The sequence below is a fragment of the Martelella sp. FOR1707 genome, assembly GCF_053484265.1.
Genome location: NZ_JBAKFP010000002.1, coordinates 780,957 through 803,122 on the forward strand (window position 1 = coordinate 780,957; position 22,166 = coordinate 803,122).

23 protein-coding genes and 1 riboswitch are annotated in these 22,166 nt (G+C 63.5%); of the genes, 9 read left to right on the plus strand and 14 right to left on the minus strand.

The annotated features are described in order from the left end of the window. Nucleotides 1–128 precede the first annotated feature (128 nt). The 5 genes from V6765_RS07635 to V6765_RS07655 form a co-directional block, all read right to left on the minus strand. Nucleotides 129–1,274: an ABC transporter permease gene (locus V6765_RS07635; RefSeq protein WP_448427513.1), complete on the minus strand. Its 1,146-nt coding sequence runs from the start codon at nucleotides 1,272–1,274 to the stop codon at nucleotides 129–131. Next, complete coding sequence (locus tag V6765_RS07640; protein WP_448427514.1) at nucleotides 1,264–2,199, minus strand: ABC transporter ATP-binding protein; 936 nt, start codon at nucleotides 2,197–2,199, stop codon at nucleotides 1,264–1,266. The genes V6765_RS07635 and V6765_RS07640 overlap by 11 nt, the downstream gene beginning before the upstream one ends. Then, complete coding sequence (locus tag V6765_RS07645; RefSeq protein WP_448427515.1) at nucleotides 2,196–3,161, minus strand: HlyD family secretion protein; 966 nt, start codon at nucleotides 3,159–3,161, stop codon at nucleotides 2,196–2,198. The genes V6765_RS07640 and V6765_RS07645 overlap by 4 nt, the downstream gene beginning before the upstream one ends. Next, nucleotides 3,158–3,787 (minus strand): TetR/AcrR family transcriptional regulator, encoded by a 630-nt coding sequence (locus V6765_RS07650; RefSeq protein ID WP_448427516.1) that lies wholly within the window; start codon nucleotides 3,785–3,787, stop codon nucleotides 3,158–3,160. The genes V6765_RS07645 and V6765_RS07650 overlap by 4 nt, the downstream gene beginning before the upstream one ends. 160 nt (nucleotides 3,788–3,947) lie before the next feature. Continuing rightward, on the minus strand, nucleotides 3,948–4,562 hold the full coding sequence (locus V6765_RS07655) for an adenine deaminase C-terminal domain-containing protein (protein ID WP_448427517.1): 615 nt from the start codon (nucleotides 4,560–4,562) through the stop codon (nucleotides 3,948–3,950). Nucleotides 4,563–4,826: 264 nt separating this feature from the next. Here V6765_RS07655 and V6765_RS07660 point away from each other — a divergent pair, with 264 nt between their 5' ends. The 3 genes from V6765_RS07660 (at nucleotide 4,827) to V6765_RS07670 (ending at nucleotide 8,463) form a co-directional block, all read left to right on the plus strand. Then, nucleotides 4,827–5,933, plus strand: coding sequence for a TRAP transporter substrate-binding protein (locus V6765_RS07660; RefSeq protein WP_448427518.1), 1,107 nt, complete (start codon nucleotides 4,827–4,829; stop codon nucleotides 5,931–5,933). A gap of 133 nt (nucleotides 5,934–6,066) precedes the next feature. Continuing rightward, nucleotides 6,067–7,287: an NAD(P)/FAD-dependent oxidoreductase gene (locus tag V6765_RS07665; RefSeq protein WP_448427593.1), complete on the plus strand. Its 1,221-nt coding sequence runs from the start codon at nucleotides 6,067–6,069 to the stop codon at nucleotides 7,285–7,287. 189 nt (nucleotides 7,288–7,476) lie between these two features. Further along, nucleotides 7,477–8,463 (plus strand): LacI family DNA-binding transcriptional regulator, encoded by a 987-nt coding sequence (locus V6765_RS07670; RefSeq protein ID WP_448427519.1) that lies wholly within the window; start codon nucleotides 7,477–7,479, stop codon nucleotides 8,461–8,463. A gap of 21 nt (nucleotides 8,464–8,484) precedes the next feature. Here the strand turns inward: V6765_RS07670 and V6765_RS07675 are convergent, their stop codons facing one another. Then, nucleotides 8,485–9,246, minus strand: a complete 762-nt coding sequence (locus tag V6765_RS07675; RefSeq protein WP_448427520.1) for a phosphoadenylyl-sulfate reductase — start codon at nucleotides 9,244–9,246, stop codon at nucleotides 8,485–8,487. A gap of 99 nt (nucleotides 9,247–9,345) precedes the next feature. Next, the gene (locus tag V6765_RS07680; RefSeq protein WP_448427521.1) at nucleotides 9,346–10,758 is read right to left on the minus strand and encodes a chloride channel protein; all 1,413 of its coding nucleotides are present in this window, start codon (nucleotides 10,756–10,758) and stop codon (nucleotides 9,346–9,348) included. A gap of 355 nt (nucleotides 10,759–11,113) precedes the next feature. Here V6765_RS07680 and V6765_RS07685 point away from each other — a divergent pair, with 355 nt between their 5' ends. The 3 genes from V6765_RS07685 to V6765_RS07695 are packed head-to-tail and all read left to right on the plus strand — an operon-like array spanning nucleotide 11,114 to nucleotide 13,686. After that, nucleotides 11,114–11,677 (plus strand): HdeD family acid-resistance protein, encoded by a 564-nt coding sequence (locus V6765_RS07685; RefSeq protein WP_448427522.1) that lies wholly within the window; start codon nucleotides 11,114–11,116, stop codon nucleotides 11,675–11,677. Next, a complete protein-coding gene (locus V6765_RS07690; RefSeq protein WP_448427523.1) occupies nucleotides 11,677–12,675 on the plus strand; it encodes an NAD(P)H-quinone oxidoreductase in 999 nt (332 codons plus the stop codon). The genes V6765_RS07685 and V6765_RS07690 overlap by 1 nt, the downstream gene beginning before the upstream one ends. 12 nt (nucleotides 12,676–12,687) lie before the next feature. Next, nucleotides 12,688–13,686 (plus strand): asparaginase, encoded by a 999-nt coding sequence (locus V6765_RS07695; RefSeq protein ID WP_448427524.1) that lies wholly within the window; start codon nucleotides 12,688–12,690, stop codon nucleotides 13,684–13,686. A gap of 2 nt (nucleotides 13,687–13,688) precedes the next feature. Here V6765_RS07695 and V6765_RS07700 read toward each other — a convergent pair whose 3' ends face one another. Then, nucleotides 13,689–14,150, minus strand: a complete 462-nt coding sequence (locus V6765_RS07700; protein WP_448427525.1) for a MarR family winged helix-turn-helix transcriptional regulator — start codon at nucleotides 14,148–14,150, stop codon at nucleotides 13,689–13,691. Nucleotides 14,151–14,319: 169 nt separating this feature from the next. Here V6765_RS07700 and V6765_RS07705 point away from each other — a divergent pair, with 169 nt between their 5' ends. The 3 genes from V6765_RS07705 (at nucleotide 14,320) to V6765_RS07715 (ending at nucleotide 16,508) form a co-directional block, all read left to right on the plus strand. Then, nucleotides 14,320–14,745, plus strand: coding sequence for an organic hydroperoxide resistance protein (locus V6765_RS07705; protein ID WP_448427594.1), 426 nt, complete (start codon nucleotides 14,320–14,322; stop codon nucleotides 14,743–14,745). A gap of 176 nt (nucleotides 14,746–14,921) precedes the next feature. Then, nucleotides 14,922–15,800 carry a branched-chain amino acid aminotransferase gene (locus V6765_RS07710; RefSeq protein ID WP_448427526.1) on the plus strand — a complete coding sequence of 293 codons (879 nt, stop codon included), beginning with the start codon at nucleotides 14,922–14,924 and terminating at the stop codon, nucleotides 15,798–15,800. A 213-nt stretch (nucleotides 15,801–16,013) separates the two neighbouring features. Beyond that, nucleotides 16,014–16,508, plus strand: a complete 495-nt coding sequence (locus V6765_RS07715; RefSeq protein ID WP_448427527.1) for an N-acetyltransferase family protein — start codon at nucleotides 16,014–16,016, stop codon at nucleotides 16,506–16,508. A gap of 1 nt (nucleotide 16,509) precedes the next feature. Here V6765_RS07715 and V6765_RS07720 read toward each other — a convergent pair whose 3' ends face one another. The 6 genes from V6765_RS07720 to V6765_RS07745 all read right to left on the minus strand — a co-directional run bounded on the left by V6765_RS07720 (nucleotide 16,510) and on the right by V6765_RS07745 (nucleotide 21,995). Next, nucleotides 16,510–17,370 (minus strand): c-type cytochrome, encoded by an 861-nt coding sequence (locus tag V6765_RS07720; RefSeq protein ID WP_448427595.1) that lies wholly within the window; start codon nucleotides 17,368–17,370, stop codon nucleotides 16,510–16,512. Between the two features lie 146 nt (nucleotides 17,371–17,516). Next, on the minus strand, nucleotides 17,517–17,960 hold the full coding sequence (locus tag V6765_RS07725; RefSeq protein ID WP_448427528.1) for a c-type cytochrome: 444 nt from the start codon (nucleotides 17,958–17,960) through the stop codon (nucleotides 17,517–17,519). A gap of 111 nt (nucleotides 17,961–18,071) precedes the next feature. Further along, on the minus strand, nucleotides 18,072–18,887 hold the full coding sequence (gene thiD, locus V6765_RS07730; protein ID WP_448427529.1) for a bifunctional hydroxymethylpyrimidine kinase/phosphomethylpyrimidine kinase: 816 nt from the start codon (nucleotides 18,885–18,887) through the stop codon (nucleotides 18,072–18,074). Then, nucleotides 18,884–19,522 carry a thiamine phosphate synthase gene (gene thiE / locus V6765_RS07735; RefSeq protein WP_448427530.1) on the minus strand — a complete coding sequence of 213 codons (639 nt, stop codon included), beginning with the start codon at nucleotides 19,520–19,522 and terminating at the stop codon, nucleotides 18,884–18,886. The genes thiD and thiE overlap by 4 nt, the downstream gene beginning before the upstream one ends. Then, nucleotides 19,513–20,307: a hydroxyethylthiazole kinase gene (gene thiM, locus V6765_RS07740; RefSeq protein WP_448427531.1), complete on the minus strand. Its 795-nt coding sequence runs from the start codon at nucleotides 20,305–20,307 to the stop codon at nucleotides 19,513–19,515. Before thiM ends, thiE begins: the two co-directional genes overlap by 10 nt. A 42-nt stretch (nucleotides 20,308–20,349) precedes the next feature. After that, nucleotides 20,350–20,444, minus strand: a riboswitch (TPP riboswitch). A 54-nt stretch (nucleotides 20,445–20,498) separates the two neighbouring features. Next, nucleotides 20,499–21,995, minus strand: a complete 1,497-nt coding sequence (locus tag V6765_RS07745; RefSeq protein ID WP_448427532.1) for a CoA-acylating methylmalonate-semialdehyde dehydrogenase — start codon at nucleotides 21,993–21,995, stop codon at nucleotides 20,499–20,501. Between the last annotated feature and the right edge of the window lie 171 nt (nucleotides 21,996–22,166).

The window sequence follows — 22,166 nt, forward strand, 5'->3', positions numbered from 1 at the left end:
CCTCAGGGCGCGCGACTGCGTCCGCCCCTCAGTATTCCCCTGTTCTTGTCAGTGAGTGTGGGCAAAGCACAGCGATAAAGCAAGGCAGTTTACCAGGCGCGCCCGAAAATCGCGGCCGGCCGCCCGCCTCAGTCCAGCGTGGTGTTGAAGCGGGTGACCGCCACGGTGATGGCGACAAGGGCGATGGCGGCGAGCATGGCGCTGTCGAAGCCGAGTATGGTGATATCGGCGCCCTTCAGCATGATCGCGCGCACGATCCGCAGATAATGCGTCAAAGGCAGGCATTCGCCAAGATACTGCGCCCATTTCGGCATGCCGTCGAAGGGGAACATGAAGCCCGACAGAAGAATGCTCGGCAGGAAGAACATCATCGACATCTGCACCGCCTGCAACTGGTTCTTCGCGATCGTCGAGAAGGTGTAGCCGATCGAAAGGTTGGTGACGACGAAGAGCAGGGTCAAGAGCGCCAGCGACCACGGATCGCCGAGGATCGGCACGTCGAAGATGAACAGACCCGAGATGATGATCAGCGCCGCCTGGAACGCGCCAACCACGACATAGGGCATGATTTTGCCCATCATGATCTCGATCGGTCGGATCGGCATGGCGAGCAGGTTCTCCATCGTGCCGCGCTCGATCTCGCGGGTGACGGCGAGCGCGGTGAAGATCAGCAGCGTCATCGTCAGGATGGTGCCGAGCAGGCCGGGCACGATGTTGAGCGTCGATTTGCCGGCGGGATTGTAGCGGCGGTGCTGGACGATGGTGTAGGGCGGGTCCTGCGGCGCGTCGATGCGGATATGCCTGAGGCCCGCAAGCGAAGTGTTGATGACGCCCGAGAGCGCGCCGAGCGCGGATGACGCGGCGACCGGGTCGGTGGCATCGGCTGCGACCAGCAGCGATGGCGACAGGCCGCGGCGCAGATCGCGCTCGAAATTCGGCGGGATTTCCACCACGAACAGCACCTCGCCGGATTCCAGCATCCGGTCCATCGCATCGGGCGTTGTCGCCACGCCGGTAATGTCGAAGAAGTCGGTGTTCTGAAGCGAGGCCAGGATGGCGCGCGAGGCGTCGGTGCTCTCGCCCATCATCACCGCGGTCGGCAGATGGTGCGGCGTCGTGTTGATGGCGAAGCCGAACAGCAGAAGCTGCATGATCGGCAGCGTGACCATCATGCCCATGGTCAGCCGATCACGGGCCATCTGGATGAATTCCTTGATCGTCATCGCCCAGAAACGCCTGAGCGGCGCGAAGCCTTGTCTGCGCTCAGCCGTCATCGAAATTGTCCTTCGATGAACCCATGAGATAGATGAAGGCATCCTCCAGCGTCGTCTCGCCCGGCTTGCAATGCGTATCCGGCCGGTCGCGATAGGGCTGCAAGGCCCGCTCCAGCGCATCGCGGTCGCGGCCGCAGACGTGGAGGGAGGCGCCGAAGGGGGCGACGAGATCGACGCCGTCGGCCTTTTCCAGCTCCGCCTGCAGTTCATGCACGTCGGCGCCGGTGATCAGATAACTCTTGAGGTTCGCCGAGGCGACCACCTCGTCCACCGTGCCCGTCACCATCAGCTTGCCATAGGCCATATAGGCGATCTCGTGGCAGCGCTCGGCCTCGTCCATGTAGTGGGTGGAGACCAGCACCGACAGGCCATCGGCGGCCAGCGCGTGGATTTCGGTCCAGAATTCGCGCCGCGCTTTGGGGTCGACGCCGGCGGTCGGCTCGTCGAGGAGCAGCAGGTCCGGATCGGGCAGGGTGCATGCGCCGAGCGCAAGACGCTGCTTCCAGCCGCCGGAAAGATTGCCGGCAAGCTGCTTCTCGCGCCCGCCGAGCCCTAGCCGCTCTATCGCCTCGGAAACCCGCTTCCTCGGTTTGTCGAGCCCGTGGATGCGGGCGACGAAATCGAGGTTCTCGCGGATGGTGAGGTCCTGGTAGAGCGAAAACCGCTGGGTCATGTAGCCGACGCGGCGGCGCAGCTTCTCGCCGTCGCGGGTGATGTCGAAGCCAAGGCAGGTGCCGGAGCCGCTATCGGGCGTCAGCAGCCCGCAGAGCATGCGGATGGTCGTGGTCTTGCCGGAGCCGTTCGGGCCGAGGAAGCCGTGGATCGCGCCCTTCTTCACGCTCATGGTCAGGTGGTCGACCACCGTGCGGCCGCTGAAGCTCTTCGTCAGTCCCTCGACCGAGATGACGTTTTCGGCGGCATTCATGGCCGGCTCCCGAGCGTGACTTCCACGGGCAGGCCGACGGGAAGGGTCGCGGGGTCGGAAGGGCGCGCCCTGACCCGGTAGACCATCTTCGCGCGCTCCTCCCGTGAGAAGATTTCCGGCGGCGTGTATTCGGCGTCCTCGGCGATGAAGCTGACGGTCGCTTCCCCGGTCTTGCAGCCGTCGCAGGTGAAGCTGATCCGGTCGCCGGTCGCGATCGCCGCGCGGCTCTGCTCCGGCACGAAGAATTCGATGTTGACGTTTTCCGGCGGCAGCAGCGAGATCACCGGCCGTCCGGCGGGCGCCACCTCGCCGACGCGGTAATAGACCTGCTGAACCTTGCCGCTGGCCGGCGCGGCCACGGTCTTCAGCGCAAGCGTGGCCCTGGCATTGGCGAGATCGCCTTCAGCCGCCGCGACCTGTTGCTCGGCCTGCGCGATCTGCTGGTCGCGTTGCGGCAATTTGCCGAGCGCGATCTGGGCGTTGATCTTGTCGAGCGCCGCCTTGGCCTTTGCGTAATTGCTGACCGCGTCATCAAGATTGGCTTCGGTGCCGCTTTGCTGCTTGACGAGGGCCCGGGCGCGGGTGAGGGCCTTCTGGGCGTAGTCGAAGGTAGCTTCCGCTTCGGCGCGCGAGGCTTCGAGCGCTTCAAGCTCCTGCTCTCGGTCCATCGGCGCCCTTGCCAGAGACAGCGCCGCCCTGGCCTTTTCCAGATTGGCGCTTGCGGTTTCCACGGCGGCCCTCTCGCTGTCGGCCTGCAGCGTGAACAGGGTCTGGCCCGCCTCCGCCTGATCGCCTTCGGAGACGGTGAGTTCGGTCAGGCGCGCGGTGGATGTCGCGCCGACATAGACCATGTCCGCCTCCACCCAGCCGAGCCAGCCCTGATGGGCGTCCGGGCGGAAAAACACAAAGCCGGCGGTTGTCGCAAGCGCGAGAGCGGCAAGAATGATGACGATTTTTTTCATGACGTTGCCCCTTCCGGTGACGTGAACAGGCTGTCGAGGCTCAGTTCGAAGGCGGCGCGCCGGTCGAATGCGCCGAAGGGGGAAAACAGCATCCCCCAGATCGCCGATATCAGGATGGGCGCGACCACCATCTGCGGAACCTGAAGCACTTTGGCGGAGCGCAACTCACCGCGATCATGCGCGATTGTCAGCAGTTTTTGAACCAGTTGCATGCCGGGGCGGATCAGGTTGGCGTGGTAATAGGCTGCGACGTCGGGGAAGTTCGGCATTTCGGTGATCATCAGCCGCAGGAGGGCGGCGCGGTTCGTTTCCAGCACCTCGGTTTCGATGAGCGCATAGAAGGTTGATAGGGCCTTGCGCGGCGACTGCGGCGAAGCTTCCAGGATTCCGGCGCCGTGCGCGATCAGCGGCTCGAGATTGTCGCCGATCAGCGATTTGAACAGGCTCTCCTTGTCGGGAAAGTAGAGATAGACCGTGCCCTTGCCGACGCCCGCGGCCTTGGCGATGTCTTCGATCCGGGCGCTGGCGAAACCCTTCGCGGCGAAGGTCGCAAGCGCGGCGTCGAGAATAATCCGCCGCCGTTCCTCCTGGCTTGTGCGCCGCGCAGCGCCCTGATGATCGACCATTTTTTGCCCTCTAAATGTGACTGACCAGTCAGTCATAACAACGATACGATGATTTTGCAATCAGGGAAATTGTGCCGGGGAGGGGCCTTGAGGCGATCCCGGAATTGCGCATCTTTGCCGGTGCGCGTTCCACTTTTCGTCGGATGAGGCGGCCGGAAGACTATTCCGCGGCCGCCAGCGGATCTTCACCGTCGGCGTCGAAACCGGCGGCAGGACCGCCTTTGACTGGCGGCGCGAGGGTGCAGTCCAGCAGTTTCTTCAATAGAAAGGGCGGTTTTCGGTCGACGAGCACAGCGAGCGCATTGCCGACGCTTGCGATCTCACGTTCGGTTTCGACGGGATCGGCTTTCTGGTTGCGGGCGGGCAGGCGGATCAGGGCATTGATCCAGTCTCCTTCCGCGACCGCAAGGCCGCCGCCGGCCTTGATGACGGCATTGGCGGCCACCGCCATATCCTGCCCGCTTCTGCCGAACACCGTCATTCCGCCGTTTTCGTGGGCAATGGCGAGCGCGCCGCGCCAGCGACCGAGGCCGGAAGCGCCGCAAAGTTCAACAAGCGTGCGGTCATCAGCGATCCTTGCCATCAGCGTCAGGCCCTCCGGCAGCGCTGCCGGCGCGCCGGAAAGGGCAAGGGCATCGCGGCGTATGGCGCGCGGACCGCTGAAATCGATCACAGAGAGCAGCCGGCCGGACGGAAGCGCAAACAGGCTCTCATCGATGAAACGCAGGGCCGCCGGCGTTTTGATGCTCTGGCTTCGAAAGCGATAGACGTGCATTGGGATCTGTCCCGGTGAGATCGAAGGTCCGCACAGAACTTTTCGAAGGCCGAAAGGTTCCGCGACTCATCTTCTGTTTCGTCAGCGCTATAGCGCGGCCCAATGTCAAACGCACGACGGGAAACCGCGAAGCCCGCTGCCGGCCTCTCCAGGCTTGCAAGCCGGTGCAAAAGGGTCTAGGCCCCATCCGTATTGATCGAGGCCCTGCGGGTGCGCTTTGCAGGAGCGTCGACAAGCAAGAAAATTCTAGCAGGAAATACCCCCATGGATCGCCGTACATTCTTCAAGAAGGCGGGTGTCGCTTCGGCCGGCGCCCTTGCCCCGGCAGCGCTCGCCGCTCCCGCAATCGCCCAGGAAAACCCGAAGCTGAGCTGGCGCCTGTCGTCGGCCTTCCCGAAGTCGCTCGACATTCTCTATTCCGGCGCGACCGGCATTGCCGAGCGCGTCAGCGCGGCGACCGACGGCAATTTCGAGATCCAGGTCTATGCCGGCGGCGAGATCGTTCCCCCGCTGCAGGTGCTGGACGCCGTGCGCGACGGCACCATCGAAATGTGCCACACGCCGTCCTATTACTATATCGGCCAGGACATGACCTATGGTCTCGGCACGGCCGTGCCCTTCGGCATGAACGCGCGCCTGAAGAATGCCTGGCTCTATCAGGGCGGCGGCAACGAACTGTTCAACGACTTCTTCGCCGAAAAGGGCGTCTGGGGCCATCCTGCCGGCAATACCGGCGCGCAGATGGGCGGCTGGTTCTCCAAGGAGATCAACTCGGTCGAGGACCTCAAGGGCCTCAAGATGCGCATTGCCGGCCTCGCGGGCCAGGTCATGGCCAAGCTCGGCGTGACCCCGCAGCAGATCGCCGCCGGCGATGTCTATTCGGCGCTGGAGCGCGGCACCATCGATGCCAGCGAATTCGTCGGCCCCTATGACGATCTGGCGCTCGGCCTCGTCAAGGTCGCGAAATACTACTACTACCCCGCATGGTGGGAAGGCGGCCCGGTCATCCACGCCTTCTCCAATCTCGACAAGTTCAACGAACTGCCTGCAAACTATCAGCAGATCCTGACGGATGCGTGCGACGCGGTGAACCTCGATATGCTCGCCCGCTATGACGCCGGCAACCCGAAGGCGCTGCGCCAGCTCGTCGCCGATGGCGCCGTGCTGAAGCCGTTCAGCGAAGAGATTCTCGACGCCTGCTACACGGCCTCGCAGGAAACCTTCGCGGAGATTTCCGCCGAGAATGAATGGTTCAAGACCATTTACGACAGCCAGCAGGAGTTCAAGAAGGACGCCTATCTCTGGATGCAGCTCGCCGAATTCTCGTTCGACAAGTACATGATGGTCCAGCAGCGCAAGGGCAATCTCTGAAGATTGCCGGATCTGGAGACTCGATTCCGAATGGCCCGGGAGCAATCCCGGGCCTTTTTGCATGCGATTGACGATGCATGGCTGAGGTCGTAAGTCCTTTGTCGCAGTGCGAAAAGGAAAGGTCTTGGGAACAGTGACGGATCGGATTGTAATTGTCGGCGGCGGCCAGGGCGGGTTCGCGGTGGCCGCCAGATTGCGGGCGCTGAAGGATGAACGGGACATCACGATCATCGGCGCGGAGCAGGTTCCGCCCTATCAGCGGCCGCCGCTGTCCAAGAAATACCTTCTCGGCGAGATGGCCTTCGACCGTCTGCTGTTTCGTCCCGAAAGCTGGTACGGCGAAAATACGATCGAGCTGCGGCTCGCAAGCTTCGTGGAGCGTATCGACCGCGACGCCAGGCAGGTGGTGCTGCAGGATGGCTCGACCATCGAATACGGCACGCTGGTGCTCGCAACCGGAGCGACGCCGCGCACGCTGCCGAAGGCGATCGGCGGCGATCTCGACGGCGTCTATGTGATGCGCGACAAGCGCGATGCCGACCGGCTTGCCGAGGCGATGCGGCCGGGGGCGAGGCTTCTGGTGGTCGGCGGCGGCTATGTCGGGCTCGAGGCCGCAGCCGTCGCCCGCAAGTTCGATGTCGATGTCACCGTGATCGAGATGGCGGACCGGATATTGAAGCGGGTGGCAGCGCCCGAAACCGCCGATATCATGCGCGCCGTCCATCAGGCGCACGGCGTTCATATCCGTGAAAACTGCGGCCTTACCCGCCTCGAGGGCGAAAGCGGCCGCGTAGTCCGCGCGGCGCTTGGGGACGGTACCACGCTGGATGTCGATATGGTCGTCGTCGGCATCGGCGTTACGCCGAACGATCAACTGGCCAAGGATGCCGGGCTTGCGGTTGGAAACGGGATTACGGTGGACGAATTCGGACGGACCTCGGATCCGTCGATCTTCGCCGTCGGCGACTGCACCGAACTGCCGTTCGACGGCGAGCGCATCCGGCTCGAATCCGTTCCCAACGCCGTCGATCAGGGCGAGGCGGTGGCCGCCGTGATCGCGGGCTCGGACCAGCCCTACACGCCGGAACCCTGGTTCTGGTCCGATCAATATGATGTCAAGCTGCAGATTGCAGGCTATAATGGCGGCTATGACCATATTGTGGTGCGCACGGGCGCGCGGGAGGGCGCGGCGTCGGTCTGGTATTTTCGGGGGGACACGCTTCTGGCGGTGGATGCCATCAATGATGCACGGGCGTATGTCTGCGCCAAGAAGCTTCTGGCGGCCGGCAGCAACCCGTCGCCAGACGTTATTGCCGATGCCGCAACCGATCTGAAGGCGCTTGCCGCGCAGTGACGGTTTCAGGACGAACGGCGAAACCTCGTCATATTACGTATTTGTATTTGCTGAAATCATGTGCAAAGTAAAATTAGTGGTTCGTGAAATGCAACCTGACAACAATAACAATGGGATGCGTTCGCGATAGAGCAGGGGAACGGGGAATTGTCTTTACGGGTAAGAGGCGGACCGAGAGCGCGCACCACCTTGAGTGACGTAGCGCGGATAGCTGGCGTAAGTCCGATCACGGTGTCGCGTGCGCTGAGAGAGCCGCACAAGGTCAGCGACAAGCTGCGCGAGCAGATTCTCGAAGTCATTGAGGATATCGGCTATGTGCCTAATTTTGCGGCGCGCGCGCTGGCGAGCCGCCACAGCGGAACTGTCGCCGTTCTGGCGCCGATCCTGGAAATGAGCGGATTTTTCCATGCCGCCCACGGGATCGAGGACAGGTTCCATTCAAGCGACGTCACCACGCAGTTTGCCAATATCGGCCTTGATGCCGCCGAGGAAGCGAAGCTGATCAACCTCTTCGTCGCGCAGAATCCGGCGGGCATTATCCTCGAAAGCGTTGCCGAATTTCCGGTCAACAAGCCGCTGATTACCGAGCTCGGCTGCCCGGTCGTGCAGATGATGGATACCAGCATCACGCCGCTGGACATGGGTGTGGGGATTCGCAATCGCGCGGCCGCGAAGGCGGCGGTCGAGCATCTTCTTTCCAAGGGCTATCGCCGGATCGCCCTTCTGGGCGGCGGCAAGGATATCCGCTCGCGCCGGCGGTTCGAGGGCTATCAGGATGCGCTGGCCGAGGCCGGGCTCTACGATCCGGACTATGTTTTCGAGGCGAGCGGCAGCAGCCCGCTGGAGCAGGGCATGAAGCTCGTTTTCGATCTCGGCAAGCGCCTGCCGCAGATCGACGCGGTGTTCTGCCACAATGACCGGCTGGCGCTCGGGGTCTATTTCGGCGCGCAGCAGGTCGGTCTCAAGGTGCCGGAGGATCTCGGCATTTGCGGCTATAACGGCGTCGACTTCGCCGATGTGGAGGAATCCCCGCTGACCTCGGTCTACGTGCCCCTCTACGACATGGGCTACAAGGCCGCCGAGATGATCATGCGCTACCTGAGCGAGGGCGAGCGTCCCAAGAAGGCAGTGGAACTGCCGTTCGAGATCATCGAGGGCGCTTCGACGCGGCGTTAGAGCGCCAGCATTTCTCGGGAGCTAGCTCGCCGCCTTGGCGACATGCAGGCCGCATTCGCGCTTGGCGTCGTTTTCCCACCACCACCGTCCGGCGCGCTCCGGTTCGCCCGGCTTGATCGCGCGGGTGCAGGGTTCGCACCCGATCGAAGGATAGCCGCGGGCGTGAAGCGGATTGATCGGGATGGCGTGCCGCTCGACATGGGCGCGGATATCGGCAAGGCTCCAGTCGGCGAGCGGATTGATCTTGATGAGGCCGCGGGCGGCATCCGCCTCGGCATAGGGCGTGGTCGCGCGGTTGCCGGACTGGCCGCGCCGCAGGCCGGTGATCCAGTAGGCCGCGCCATCCAGCGCCCGGGCCAGCGGCTCGAGCTTTCGCACCTGACAGCAGGCGTGGCGGGCCTCGACGCTTTCGTAAAACCCGTTGCGGCCATAATTCTTGACATAGTCATCGACCGCGGCGGTCTCGGGCCGGAAACGCTCGATGCGAATGTTATAGCGCGTTTCCGTCTCGGTGATCAGCGCCTCGGTTTCGGGAAAAAGCCGGCCGGTATCAAGCGTGACGATCCGGATATCGAGGTCGCCGGCGGCAATCGCAGCGGTGATCACCTGGTCCTCAATGCCGAGGCTGGTGGTGAACACCGCCGGTCTGCCGCTATCGGCGATCAGCCGTAACCGCCCGGTCAGGTCGACCGTCCCGAGTGTCTTGTCCAATTCCGCGACTGTTTCGCTGTTCGTCATAACGCTCGCCTCTTCGTATTTCCGGCGTAGTGTGACGGTTATCATTGCGTGGGACGAGGAACCCGGTTTCCGAAAAACGGGCAGCGCAGGCAAAAGCTTCGCGTCTCGGCCCCGCTTGGTAGAACGCCGACGCTTTCGCCCTAGTCAGACGCCGCCTTTTTCGTCGTAGCGGCGGGTTTCCTCTCGCATTTCGCCGATCGAGGCGCGGTCATACTCGTCAACCTCGCGGTTGCGGGCGCGCTGGAACTTGATGGCGTCGGCGAGATAGGCGCGTGACAGTCCGTGATACAGCGGCTCGCGCGAGATCAGCCGCGAGGCGATATAGCCCAGCATCGAGGTCGCCATCAACGTGATGATGCCGTCGTGATTGTCGGTCATTTCCAGAATGATGACGAAGGCCGTCATCGGCGACTGCACCACGCCCGCGAAATAGCCCGCCATGCCGAGGATCGCGCCAAGCCCGATGCTGACGCCGAGCACATCGGCAATGGTGGAGCCGAATGCCGCGCCCACCGACAGCGACGGCGCAAACAGGCCGCCCGGAATGCCGGAGGCCATCGAAAGGAAGGTGGCGGCCAGCTTGCCGATAAAGAAGACAGGGCTGATCGAGCCGCCCTCGATCACGGTCCGCGCCTGTTCGTAGCCCGTGCCGAAGGTCGCGCCGCCAAAGACGATGCCGATGAGGGCCACGGCGAGGCCGCAGGCGCCGGCGAACAGCGCCATGCGCTTGATTGGCGCCGCCTGTGCCCAGCGCTTGATCCGCCGTGCCGCCTTCAGCGAGTAAAGCGAGAACAGCGCGCCCAGAAGGCCGCCGCCAATGCCGCAGACGAACACGGCCACCCATTCCTCCGGCTTGACGGCGATGGCGGAGGCGTGGCCGAAATACGTATAGTTGCCGGCAAGCCCGATCGCGGCGAGGCCGGACAGGATGATGGCGGAGACCACCAGCCCGTTGGCGCGCGATTCATAGGCGCGGCTCATCTCCTCGATGGCGAAGACGATGCCGGCGAGCGGCGTGTTGAACGCCGCCGAAATGCCGGCCGCCGAGCCCGCGACAATCAGGCCCCGGGTCTGGATCATCTTTCCCCAGCGCGCCGTCTGGATCATGATCGAGGCGCCGACCTGCGCGGTCGGTCCCTCGCGTCCGATCGAGGCGCCGCAGAACAGGCCGATGATCGTGATCAGCACCTTGCCGGTGGCGACCCTGAGATTGAGCAGCCTGTGCTGGCTTTCGACGTCATGCAGATGGCGCGCGGCGATCGCCTGCGGAATGCCGGAGCCCTGCGTGTTCGGGAACCAGCGCGTTGAAAGATAGGAGCACAGCATGAAGCCGAGCGGGGTTAGCACCAGCGGCAGAAACGGCGACCATGCACTCGACTGCCGCATCGTCTCGAACAAGTGATAGGCATGGTCGGAAGCGCGCGCGAACCCGACGCTCACCACCCCGATCATCACCGCGCCGATCCAGAACACCAGCCGCGGCTGCCAGATCCGCCATGATCCCCACATTACCCGTGTGCGGCGGACCATTTTGACGTTCTTGTAATAGGGGCGCATGGCTCGGCTTTCGCGGCAATGTCAGTGTTTCGGCAGTCCGCGGCCCGGCGGCATAAGGCATCTGGGTACGGGGTGAAGTTGCCCCGTTATCCTCTTGAGCTTGAAGGATTTCAAGGCTCTTTCCGGCAAAAAGAATTGATCATTCGCACTTTATGTTACGGCGCGTCCGAAGCGTGATCGGGCTTCGCCCGGCCCGGCGGATTGCGGGCAAACATAGCGCGTCGCCGCGCCGCCTTGATTGCGCGACCGGCAGGGGTCCGGCGTGCGGCGCTCTGCTGAGCGAAGAACAGTTGCTTATCATATCCTTCCTCACTATCGTCTCGACAATATTTGTAATTTTGGAAGGGGATGTCCAATGACGATTCTTGAGCAGCAGGAGCAGAACGCCGACAAGGTGCGGGGACGCTGGGGATGGGTGCTGGCCTTCGGCGTGCTGCTGATCGTGCTGAGCCTCATCCTGCTTGGCAATCTGGTGGTCGCCACCGTGGCGTCGGTGGTGTTTTTTGGCGCGATGCTGATCGTTGCCGGCGTTATCCACCTGTCGCAGCTTTTCTACAATCGGCGGACAGGGCATGTTGCCTTCTGGCTGATCTCCGGCCTGCTTTACGTGCTGGCCGGCATCTTCGTGATGCGTAACCCGATGCTGGCCTCCGGCGTATTCACCATCATGGTCGGCATCTCGCTGGCGATCGCCGGCGGCTTCCGCATCTATCTCGGCATGACGATGCGCCCGGTCAAAGGCTGGGGCTGGATGATTTTCTCGGGTCTGGTGCTGATTCTCGCTGCGGTGCTGATCGCCTCCAACTTCCCCCAGAACAGCCTGTGGCTGCTCGGCCTGTTCGTGGCCGCCGACTTCCTGGTCTACGGCTTTTCCCTGGTGGTGTTCGCGCTGGCGCTGAAGCCGCGCAAGGAAGCGTGATGGCTTCTGACGGCAGCATGCGCCACGTCGCGCTCGGCGGTTTCGGCGCGCCCGATGTGATGTCGATCGCATCCGGTCCGCGCCCGACGCCCGGTCCCGGCGAGGTGCTGGTCAAGGTCGCGGCTGCGGGCGTCAACCGCCCGGATGTGGCCCAGCGGCAGGGCAATTATCCCCCGCCGCCGGGCGCAAGCCCCATTCTGGGCCTTGAGGTCGCGGGAACGGTGGCGGCGCTTGGCGAAGGGGTGGCAGGCTTTGTACTAGGTGACCGGGTCTGCGGACTTGCCAATGGCGGCGGTTACGCCGAATTCTGCATTCTGCCGGAAGGCCAGGTTCTACCCGTGCCTGACGGCATGGACGATGTCAGCGCCGCCGCGCTTCCCGAGACCTTCTTCACCGTCTGGGCGAACCTGTTCATGATGGCAGGGCTCGAGAAGGGCAAGAGCGTTCTGATCCATGGCGGCACAAGCGGGATCGGCACGACGGCGATTCAGCTTGCGAAGGCCTTCGGGGCGTCGACGATCTTCACCACCGCCGGCTCTGCCGAAAAATGCGCCGCGGCGGAGCGGCTGGGCGCCGATGTCGCGATCAACTACCGCGAACAGGACTTCGCCGAGGTGATCAAGGAGAAGGCCGGCGGTGTCGATATCATCCTCGACATGATCGGCGGCGGCTATTTCCAGCGTAATCTTTCGGCGCTCGCCAAGGACGGCTGCCTTTCGATCATCGCCTTTCTCGGCGGCCCCAAGGTGGAAAACGCCAACCTCATGCCGATCATGCTCAAGCGCCTCAGGGTGACGGGGTCGACCATGCGGCCGCGCACGGATGCAGAGAAGCGGGAGATCCGCGATGAATTGCAGGAAAAGGTCTGGCCGCTGATTGCCGCGGGCAAGATCGCGCCGGTCATCGATCGGGTGTTTGCCTTCGAGGATGTGGTGGAAGCCCATCGCCGTATGGAGGGTGGCGATCACATCGGCAAGATCATTCTTACCTTCGATTGAGGGGATACAGGCATGACCAACCCGGTTCTGGTGGAAGTGACCCGCGGCGATGTCGTTGAAAGCCGCCATCGCGGCATGATTGCCGTGGTCGAGGGCGCGGGCGCGGTTGCCTATGCGGCGGGCGATATCGAGGCGGCGGTGTTTCCACGCTCGGCCTGCAAGGCGATCCAGGCGCTGCCTTTCATTGAAAGCGGGGCGGCGGATGCCTTTGGCTTCGGCGATCGGGAAATCGCGTTTTCTGCCTCGTCGCACTCGGGCGAGGATGGCCATGTCAAGCTCGCCGGGCAGATGCTCGCAAGGGCGGGGCGCGGCGTTGACGATCTCGAATGCGGGGCGCACTGGTCGTCCCAGCAAAAGGTGCTGATCCATCAGGCCCGCACTCGGGAAAAGCCGGACGCGCTCTGCAACAATTGCTCGGGCAAGCATTCCGGCTTCATCTGCGCCTGCGTGCATCAGGGCATCGACCCCAGGGGCTATTCCGGTTACGATCATCCGCTGCAGGCCGAAATCCGCGCGGCGATGGAAGATGTCACCGGCGCGCCGGTGGGCCGCGATCTCTGCGGCATCGACGGCTGCAATATCCCGACCTATGCAGTTCCGCTGAAGGCGCTGGCGCAAGGCTTTGCGAAGCTTGCGACCGGGGAGGGGCTATCGCCCGCGCGCGCCAGGGCGGGAAACCGCATTCTGTCCGCCTGCATGGCCGAACCCTGGTATGTGGCCGGCACCAAACGCGCCTGTACCGAACTGATGTCGCTCGCGCCCGGGAAAATCTTCGCCAAGACCGGCGCGGAGGGCGTGTTCTGCGCGGCGCTGCCGGAGAAGGGCCTCGGCATCGCGCTCAAATGCGAGGACGGAACGACGCGCGCGGCCGAAGCGATGGTGGCCGCCGTGCTAGCGCGTTTCATCGATGACGCGGCGATTGCGGCGAAGCTGTCGGACATGGCCACGACGACGCTGAGGAACTGGAACGGAGCCGAAGTCGGCGCGGTTCGCGCGGTTCTACCGGCTTAGCCTCAGTCTGCTGGCGCAAGCAGCCGCTTGCGCAAAGCGTTCAACTCGGAAAGCAGCGACTGCGCCTGATCGAGGCTGCATCCGGTCTTCAGCGCGATCGCCGCGGCGACGTTGCGGGCCTTTCCACGCGCGGTGCGACCTTTCTCCGTCAGCGCCACCTCGACGCGCCGTTCATCCTCGCGTCCGCGTTTGCGCATGATGTAGCCGGCGGCCTCGAGCCTTTTCAGGAGCGGCGACAATGTCCCGGAATCGAGCCCCAGCCGTTTTCCCAGCTCGTTGACGGTGACCGGCCTGCCCTCCCACAGCACCATCATCGCCAGATATTGCGGATAGGTCAGGCCGAGCTCGGCAAGCAGCGGCTTATAGGCGCGCTGGAAGGCGTGCTCGGTCGCATAGACGGCAAAACACAGCTGGTTGTCGAGATTGAGCAGCGGCTCGCGGGCGTCGTTTTCAAGGTGTTCCATGTTGGGAATATAGCGGGTAAGCACCGCCTTTGTAAATATATATTGCGCACAATAGAATTGTGCACTATGTATATATTCATGCGATGAATGCGGAACAGAAACCCGCGCTCGCGCGTCGTTTCGACAGGTTCCACTGAATGCGCCATCGGCGCGAAGGAGAACGAAGATGATCAAGACACTCTACACCACGAAGGCCACCTCCACCGGCGGCCGCGAAGGCACCGCCCGCACCGATGATGGCTCGTTCGAGGTCAAGCTCACGCCGCCGAAGGAAATGGGCGGCCCGGGCGGCGAGGGGACCAATCCCGAGCAGCTTTTCGCCGCCGGCTATTCGGCCTGCTTCACCTCCGCGCTGTTCAACGTTGCCGGCAAGAAAAAGGTGAAGCTCCCATCCGAAACGCGGGTGACGGCAACCGTCGGCGTTGGCCCGCGCGATGATGGCGAAGGCTTCGGCATCGAGGTTTCGCTTTCGGTCGCAATCCCCGGCATGGATCGCGCCGAGGCCGAAGAGCTGGTTCACGCCGCCCACATCGTCTGCCCCTACAGCCATGCGCTGCGGGTGAATTACGAGGTGCCGGTTTCGGTTACGGAATAAGGCGGCTAGACGGCAAACAGGGGCGGTGGGCGACAGCACGTCCGCCGCCTTTTTGTTTGTTTGTACAACGGGCCCGCGGGGAAATTCCGCTTGACCTTGACCTTCCGTCCGTCTTGATTGTCGCCACATGATCCGCCGCCCGAAAGGCGTGATGCGGATGGCCGAAGGAGAATGACATGGCAGCCGTCGACACCACCCCCGCTTTTGAAACCTGGACCTATGTCGATGGTGAATGGCTTCCCGGTAATCCGCCGCTGATCGGGCCGACCTCGCATGCGATGTGGCTCGGCTCCACCGTCTTCGACGGCGCGCGATATTTCGAGGGCATGGCCCCGGACCTGGACGAACACTGCAAGCGCATAAACCGCTCCGCCCGCGCGCTCGGCCTGCAGCCGACCAAGACGTCGGAGGAGATCGAGGCGCTGGTCTGGGAAGGGCTGAAGAACTTCAAGGGCGCGGAAGCTGTCTATATCAAGCCGATGTACTGGGCCGAGCACGGTCTCGACGGCCTCGTGCCTGCCGACCCGGCCTCCACCCGTTTCGCGCTCTGCCTGTTCGAAACGCCGATGCGCTCCACCGTGCCGGTACGGCTGACCGTTTCGCCCTACCGCCGCCCGTCGCCGGAGGTAGCGATGACCCATGCCAAGACCGGCAGCCTTTACCCCAATTCCGGCCGGATGATGCTGGAGGCGCGCGCCCGCGGTTTCGACAATGCGCTGGCGCTCGACATGCTCGGGAATGTCGCCGAAACGGCGTCCGCCAATATCTTCCTTGTTAAGGACGGCATTCCGATGACGCCGGCGGAGAATGGCTGCTTCCTCGCAGGCATCACCCGAAAGCGCATCCTAAAGCTTTTCCGCGACAACGGCATTGCCGCGAAGGAGAAGACGCTGACGGTGAAGAATTTCCTTGAGGCCGACGAGTTGTTCCTTACCGGCAACTACAACAAGGTCGTGCCGGTGATCAAACTTGATGACCGCGAGTTCGAACCCGGCCCGATGGCGAAGCAGGCAATGTCGCTCTACATGGACTGGGCGCGGTCGACGTGCAAATAGCCGCGCGGCAGCGTTTTTGAATTGACAAGACCCGCGTTTGAGCGCATTGGATTTTCCATGATCAAGACCGTGACCCACAATCATATGTATTTTTGGCTGTTCCAATAGGAGCGGCCGATTGATCATGTTCATCACCGGCCGCCTGGGGGCGGCAAGGTGTTGATGCAAAACGTCCCCCACGGCGGCAGAATTCGAAGGCCAAGGGACGATAAAATGACTGACGATCAAGACAAAATCGCACTGGAACGACCAGCCCTGATGACCATCAGGAAGGCGGTCGAGCCCGATATTCCGCAACTGCTCGAGATGATCGGGCTGCTTGCCGCCTTTCACGACGATCCTTCGGAAATGACGGCGGAGAGCCTCAAGCGCGACCTGTTCGGCGCGACGCCGTGGGTGACCGCGCTGGTCGCCGATGCCGGCGCGCAGCTTCTCGGCTACGCGCTGCTGACGCCGCTCTACCGCGCCCAGCAGGGCCGGCGCGGCATGGATCTGCATCATCTCTTCGTGCGCGACGGCCACCGCAACCACGGCGTCGGCCAGCATCTGATCGCCCGCGCGCGCGATTTCGCCAGGGCCGCCGGCTGCTCCTACATGTCGGTCAGCGCCGCCACCGGCAATTTCGGCGCCCACCGGTTCTACCAGCAGATGGATTTCGTCGCGCGCCCGGTGACCGGCATGCGCTATATGCAGACGCTCGCCGATTGAGCTACTGCGCGGGCACGGCCTTCAGATAGGCGGCGATGGCTTCGAGGTCGGAGCGCGGCAGATGCGAGAGGTTCTGCTGCACATCGACCATCGAACCGCCGACCGTGTCGAAATCCGGCGTAAAGCCGGTTTCGAGATAGTCCGCGATTTCCGCCGCCGTCCAGTTGCCGATGCTTTTTGAGCCCGGGGTGATGTCCGGGATCGTCCCTTCGCCGTCGGGGTTCGGCCCGCCGGCGAGCCATTTGTCATATTCGAGCCCGCCCAACGCGTTGCGCGGCGTGTGGCATTCGCCGCAATGGCCCGGCCCCTCAACAAGATACTGCCCGCGCATGATCTCGGGCGAGGCGTTGGCGAGCTGCACCCGCGCTTCGTTCCTGAAGAACAGTTGCTTCCAGAATGAAAGCCCCAGCCGGACATTGAACGGGAAATCAACATCATGCGGCTTGCTGGGCGTGTCGCTCGGCGGCAGCGTCATGATGTAGCCGTGAAGGTCCTTCACGTCCTGATCCTTCATCCGCACATAGGAGGTGTAGGGCAGGGAGGGGTAGAGGTTGCCCCCATGCGGGCCGACGCCTTTCTTCACCGCGTTGGCGAAGTCCATGAGCGACCAGTCGCCGATGCCCTCTTGCTTGTCGGGCGAGATGTTGGGGGCATAGAAGGTTCCGAAATCGCTTTCGATCGGGTGTCCGCCGGAAAGGACCAGCTTCTCATCGCCGGTCGCGCCCGGGGCGGCGTGGCAGCCGGCGCACTGGCCGGCCCAGAACATTTTCGCGCCATTATGGGGATCTGCGGCCTGTAGATCCTGATATTCCGCCGGATCGAGTTTCGGCGGGGTGAAGGCAACCACAAAAGCCGCCCCCATGAACAGAGCGGCGATAGCCAGTACGATGATCGTCAGCTTTTTCACGCCGGGTCTCCCTGTTCCCGAATTTCAAAGGAAAACAGCAGTTCCGGGCGGGCGGAGAACCGCTCAATCGCCCGGAACCGCGCCAAGACAATGAGAAGGCCTTACTTGTCGACCCGATAGAGCTTGTGGCAGGCCGCGCAGCTGGCGCCCAGCGTCTTCATGGCAGCTCCCACGGCGGCCTGATCGGCCGGCAGGTCGGCTAGCAAAGCGTCGGCGTCATCGGCGAGTTTTTGCGCATGGGCCTCGAAGTCGTCCATGTTTTCCCAGATCGCCGGGCTCGCCTCGGTGCCGTTTCCGGTTTTCGAATCAGGCGGGAAATGGGTCGTGAAATCGGTGATGTTGGTGGAAATATCGGAGAGCGCGCCCTCGACCACGACCGGGTCATAGGCGTTCTGGCCCTTGGCGATCGCGCCGAGCTGGCCCATGGCCTTGCCTATCGCCTTCATGTCGTCCTGGCGCAGCATTTGCGGTCCATCCTCTGCAACCGCAAAACCTGCGCTGAGACAGAGCGCGACAGCGCCGGCGATCATAAATCCGTTTTTCATCCAAAGCCTCCTTCGTTGCTCAGGCAGCAGTATACGCAGCCTCTGTTTGGAAGCTAGGGGCAGGATTAGCGTAGAAAAGATGAACGGCGGCTGACTGCGGGGTGGACGGCATCACGTTTTGGTGACTTCGCCCCAAAGCGCATGGAAATGATGGGTCGGCCCGTGGCCGGAGCCGACATGCAGGCTGTCGGCCGCCGCAATCGCGCCGGAGACATAACGCTTGGCGTTTGCGACCGCCTCCGAAAGAGGCGCGCCCTTGCCGATCTCGGCCGCGATCGCGCTTGAAAGCGTGCAGCCCGTGCCGTGGGTGCTCGCGGTATCGATGCGCGCGCCCTCCAGCCATTCATGGCCATTGGCGGTGACCAGCAGATCCGGGCTTTCCGCGCCCTCCAGATGGCCGCCCTTCAGAAGCACTGCCTGCGCGCCGAGACCTCTCAGCGCGGTTGCCTGCTCGATCATCTGATCGCGGGTGGTGGCCGTATCGGCGTCGAGCAGGGCGGCGGCCTCGGGCAGGTTTGGCGTCAGCACGGCGGCAAGCGGTATAAGGTGCTCCTTCAGCGCCTCGATTGCATCTTCCGGCAGCAACCGGTGGCCGCCCTTGGCGACCATGACGGGATCGAGCACGACCGGCACCTCCACATGGTGGCGCAGGCTGTCAGCGATGGTGACGGCGATATTGGCATTGACCACCATGCCGATCTTGATCGCGTCGACCTTCACGTCATCGAAGATCGCGGCGATCTGCTCGGCGACGAAGGCCGAGGGAACCTCGTGCACGCCGGTGACGCCGCGCGTGTTCTGCGCCGTCAGGCCCGTCATCGCCGCCATGCCATAGGTGCCAAGCGCGGAAAAGGTCTTGAGGTCGGCCTGAATGCCGGCGCCGCCCGAGGGGTCGGACCCGGCGATCGAGAGGATGTTTGCGATCATTGCTTCGCCTTCCGGATGGCTTCGGCAAGATCCGCCGTCGCCTGATATGGGTCGGGCTGGCCGCAAATGGCCGAAACGACGGCGATCCCGTCGGCCCCGCTTTTGAATGTGGCCGCCACATGCTCCCCTTTCAACCCGCCGATGGCAACTGCGGGCAATCCGCAAAGGTCGATCATCGCGGAAAGGCCGGCAAAGCCTACGGGCAGCGCGTGGTCTGACTTGGTGCTGGTGGCAAACACCGGCCCGGCGCCGATATAGTCTATGCCGGCGGGATCAAAGGCGCGCGCCACGTCGAGGCCATTGACGGAAACGCCGAGAATCTTGTCGTCGCCGATCATTTCCCGCACCTCACGCGGATGCGCATCCTCCTGGCCGACATGAACGCCATCGGCATCGATCGCGATGGCGGCCTCGACGTCGTCATTGACGATCAGGCGGAACGGCGTTCCGGCCGTGACCTGTTTCAGCGCGAGGCCCATATCGATGCGTTCGCGGGTCGAGGCGTGCTTCATGCGGAGCTGAACCATGGTCGCGCCGCCGGCAATGGCATCCCTGGTGGTGGCGACCATGCCATAGTCGCCGCAAAGGTCCGGGTCGAGAACGAGATAGAGGGAAAGGTCGAATTTCATGGCCATTCAATCTCCGCTTCAAGGTCAAGCGCTTCGGGTGTCACGGCGGCAAGCGCATCGAGGAAATGGACCTGGAACGAGCCGGGGCCTTCCGCCTTTCGATGCGCGCGGCTGCCGGCCACCGCGTAATGGGCAAGCGCCGCGACCGTCGCCTCGAAGGCGTCGTCACGCCGTGCTCCGGCATAGCCGCCGACAAGCGCCGTCAGCGCGCAGCCGAGCGCCGTCACCCGCGGCATCAGCGCCGAGCCGCCGCCGATACGGGCGACGCGGCTTCCATCGGTCACGAAATCGCGTTCGCCGGTGACCGCCACCACCATGTTGCGCTCTCGGGCAAGCGCCTTCGCTGTCTCTTCAGCGGCGGCAACGCTGTCGCCGGCATCGACGCCCTTGCCGGCGCTGGTGGCGCCGGAGAAGGCGAGGATTTCGGAGGCATTGCCGCGCAGGATGGTGGGGCCGAGGTCGAGGATTTCGCGCGCGGCCCTGGCGCGGAAGCCGGTGGCGAAATGGGCGACGGGATCAAATACCCACGGCGTTTGCTTGCCGTTGGCCGTCTCGATCGCGGCCTTCATGCCAGCAAGCCAGTCGGGGGATAGCGTGCCGATATTGATGGTGACGGCGGAGGCGATGCCGGCGAATTCACCGGCCTCTTCCTTGGCGTGGACCATTGCCGGGGAAGCGCCGGCGGCGAGCAGCACATTGGCCGCGATATTCATCGCCACGTAATTGGTGATGCATTGGGTAAGCGGCGCGTCCGCGCGCATTTTCTCAAGTATGGGGGCGATATCGGCCATCGGCGTCCTCCTTGTTTGTCGCGGAGGAACTCGGGCGCCGAAGCGAAAACCCGAGTGACTCCCTCCGCCGGCATGATCCGGATCAGGTTCCAAGGGTTCATCTCAGCCCGCTCTCACGGGCGCCCCTGTCGCTCTTAGTGGCCGCTATATAGCAGAAAAACGCCGCCCGGTAAGGGGCGGCGCTACGGTATTTACTTCATCGTCGGCATCGAGAATTCGGCGCCGGCGCGGATGCCCTTGGGCCAGCGCTGGGTGATGGTCTTGAGGCGCGTGTAGAAGCGCACACCTTCCGGGCCATGCATGTGGTGGTCGCCGAAGAGCGAGGCCTTCCAGCCGCCGAAGGAGTGGAACGCCATCGGAACCGGGATCGGCACGTTGACGCCGACCATGCCGACCTTGATCTTGTGGGCGAATTCGCGGGCGGCATCGCCATCGCGGGTGAAGATCGCCGTGCCGTTGCCGAATTCATGGTCGTTGATCCACTCTGCGGCCTCATCATAGCTCTTGGCGCGGGCGACGGAGAGAACCGGGCCGAAAATCTCTTCCTTGTAGATCTTCATGTCGGTGGTAACCTTGTCGAACAGGGTCGCGCCGACGAAATAGCCGTTCTCATAGCCCTGCAGCTTGAGATCGCGACCGTCGACCACCAGTTCGGCGCCTTCTTCCACGCCCGAGTTGATGTAGCCGGTCACGCGCTCGAGTGCGGCCGCCGTCACCAGCGGGCCCATATCGGCTTCCGGATCTGTGCCGGGGCCGACCTTCAGCGCGGCGATGCGGGGCTTCAGCTTGTCGATAAGCTTGTCCGCCGTCTCGTCGCCGACGGGAACGGCGACCGAAATCGCCATGCAGCGCTCGCCGGCGGAGCCGAAGGCGGCGCCCATCAGGGCGTCGGCGGCCTGGTCCATGTCGGCATCGGGCATCACGATCATGTGGTTCTTGGCGCCGCCCAGCGCCTGGCAGCGTTTGCCGTTGGCTGTCGCGGTGGTGTAGATGTAGCGCGCGATCGGGGTCGAGCCGACGAAGGAGACGGCCTCGATATCCGGGTCGTTCAACAGCGCGTCCACGGCTTCCTTGTCGCCCTGGACGACGTTGAAGACGCCATCGGGCAGGCCCGCTTCCTTCAGCCATGCGGCAATCAGCAGCGAGGCGGACGGGTCGCGCTCGGACGGCTTCAGCACGAAGCAGTTGCCGGCGGCCAGCGCGATCGGGAACATCCACATCGGCACCATGGCCGGGAAGTTGAACGGCGTGATGCCGGCGACGACGCCGAGCGGCTGGCGGATCGCATAGCTGTCGACGCCGGTGCCGACATTTTCGGTGTATTCGCTCTTGAGAAGCTGCGGGGCGCCGGTCGCGAACTCGACCACTTCCATGCCGCGCTGGATTTCGCCGAGCGCATCGGAATGGACCTTGCCGTGCTCGGCGGTGATGACTTTCGCCATCTCGTCGATCCGGTCTTCCAGGATCGACAGGAACTTGTTCAGGATGCGGGCGCGGCGCAGCGGCGTGGTCGCCGCCCAGTCCGGAAAAGCTGCCTTGGCGGCCTCGACGGCGGCGCGCACATCGGCGTTGCTGGCCAGCGAAAGCTCGCCGCTTTGCTCGCCGGTGGCGGGGTTATAGGTCGGCACGGTACGGGTGCTGGTTCCCGCAAACGGCTTGCCGCCGACAAAATGCTGAATGGATTTCATGGGTTATTCCTCCGGTGTTGCTGCCAATGAGGCTTTTTGAATTTTGGAGCCATCGATCCCCCGCTTGAGGGCAGGGCTGTTGTCCATGGCCTTTCCGCATGGCCCCCCAATCTTCTCACCCCGGAGGGGAGAGATGTCGCGAAAGGGGCAGTGAGGGGGGAGGTTTTCACC

Coding starts and splice junctions, on each gene's coding strand:
- V6765_RS07685 (WP_448427522.1), top strand. CDS start 11,114: ATGACGATTCTTGAGCAGCAGGAGCAGAACGCCGACAAGGTGCGGGGA.
- V6765_RS07690 (WP_448427523.1), top strand. CDS start 11,677: ATGGCTTCTGACGGCAGCATGCGCCACGTCGCGCTCGGCGGTTTCGGC.
- V6765_RS07650 (WP_448427516.1), bottom strand. CDS start 3,787: ATGGTCGATCATCAGGGCGCTGCGCGGCGCACAAGCCAGGAGGAACGG.
- V6765_RS07680 (WP_448427521.1), bottom strand. CDS start 10,758: ATGCGCCCCTATTACAAGAACGTCAAAATGGTCCGCCGCACACGGGTA.
- V6765_RS07645 (WP_448427515.1), bottom strand. CDS start 3,161: ATGAAAAAAATCGTCATCATTCTTGCCGCTCTCGCGCTTGCGACAACC.
- V6765_RS07725 (WP_448427528.1), bottom strand. CDS start 17,960: ATGAAAAACGGATTTATGATCGCCGGCGCTGTCGCGCTCTGTCTCAGC.
- V6765_RS07695 (WP_448427524.1), top strand. CDS start 12,688: ATGACCAACCCGGTTCTGGTGGAAGTGACCCGCGGCGATGTCGTTGAA.
- V6765_RS07655 (WP_448427517.1), bottom strand. CDS start 4,562: ATGCACGTCTATCGCTTTCGAAGCCAGAGCATCAAAACGCCGGCGGCC.
- V6765_RS07720 (WP_448427595.1), bottom strand. CDS start 17,370: ATGGGGGCGGCTTTTGTGGTTGCCTTCACCCCGCCGAAACTCGATCCG.
- V6765_RS07745 (WP_448427532.1), bottom strand. CDS start 21,995: ATGAAATCCATTCAGCATTTTGTCGGCGGCAAGCCGTTTGCGGGAACC.
- thiD (WP_448427529.1), bottom strand. CDS start 18,887: ATGATCGCAAACATCCTCTCGATCGCCGGGTCCGACCCCTCGGGCGGC.
- V6765_RS07710 (WP_448427526.1), top strand. CDS start 14,922: ATGGCAGCCGTCGACACCACCCCCGCTTTTGAAACCTGGACCTATGTC.
- thiE (WP_448427530.1), bottom strand. CDS start 19,522: ATGGCCATGAAATTCGACCTTTCCCTCTATCTCGTTCTCGACCCGGAC.
- V6765_RS07660 (WP_448427518.1), top strand. CDS start 4,827: ATGGATCGCCGTACATTCTTCAAGAAGGCGGGTGTCGCTTCGGCCGGC.
- thiM (WP_448427531.1), bottom strand. CDS start 20,307: ATGGCCGATATCGCCCCCATACTTGAGAAAATGCGCGCGGACGCGCCG.
- V6765_RS07700 (WP_448427525.1), bottom strand. CDS start 14,150: ATGGAACACCTTGAAAACGACGCCCGCGAGCCGCTGCTCAATCTCGAC.
- V6765_RS07715 (WP_448427527.1), top strand. CDS start 16,014: ATGACTGACGATCAAGACAAAATCGCACTGGAACGACCAGCCCTGATG.
- V6765_RS07640 (WP_448427514.1), bottom strand. CDS start 2,199: ATGAATGCCGCCGAAAACGTCATCTCGGTCGAGGGACTGACGAAGAGC.
- V6765_RS07675 (WP_448427520.1), bottom strand. CDS start 9,246: ATGATAACCGTCACACTACGCCGGAAATACGAAGAGGCGAGCGTTATG.
- V6765_RS07635 (WP_448427513.1), bottom strand. CDS start 1,274: ATGACGGCTGAGCGCAGACAAGGCTTCGCGCCGCTCAGGCGTTTCTGG.